The 323-nt window shown below is 30.0% G+C and carries 1 protein-coding gene; it reads right to left on the reverse strand.

Annotation, left to right across the window (positions count from 1 at the left end; genetic code table 11):
* A partial coding sequence (locus tag GOQ16_RS17465) for a hypothetical protein (RefSeq protein ID WP_160070466.1) occupies window positions 1–260 on the reverse strand: 260 nt, incomplete at its 3' end.
* Window positions 261–323 lie beyond the last annotated feature (63 nt).

Here is a 323-nt window from a genome sequence, read left to right on the forward strand (position 1 = left end):
AAAAGAGCTGATTCTCGAAAAGATGATACGTTAACATCATTAACTGTTTTTAAGCTTTCAAATGACGTTGAACCTCTAATATGATTTAGTAAAAGTCGTAAGTAATATCTTTCACCTTCACATGGATTCGCAGTAATGATTCGACCAATTACATCTCTGCTTTTCCTTGGACTCCAAATTTTAGATTGAGCATCCCAAATAAAATGAATAGGAAAATCTCTATACAATAATGTTTTAGCTTTTTCATTTGTAGAATTCATACGAAAATATTCCGTTAACATTGTACGTTGTATATAATCTCTAGAAACAATTTTTGTTACATC

The organism is Sphingobacterium bovisgrunnientis, assembly GCF_009829085.1.
Lineage (GTDB): Bacteria > Bacteroidota > Bacteroidia > Sphingobacteriales > Sphingobacteriaceae > Sphingobacterium > Sphingobacterium bovisgrunnientis.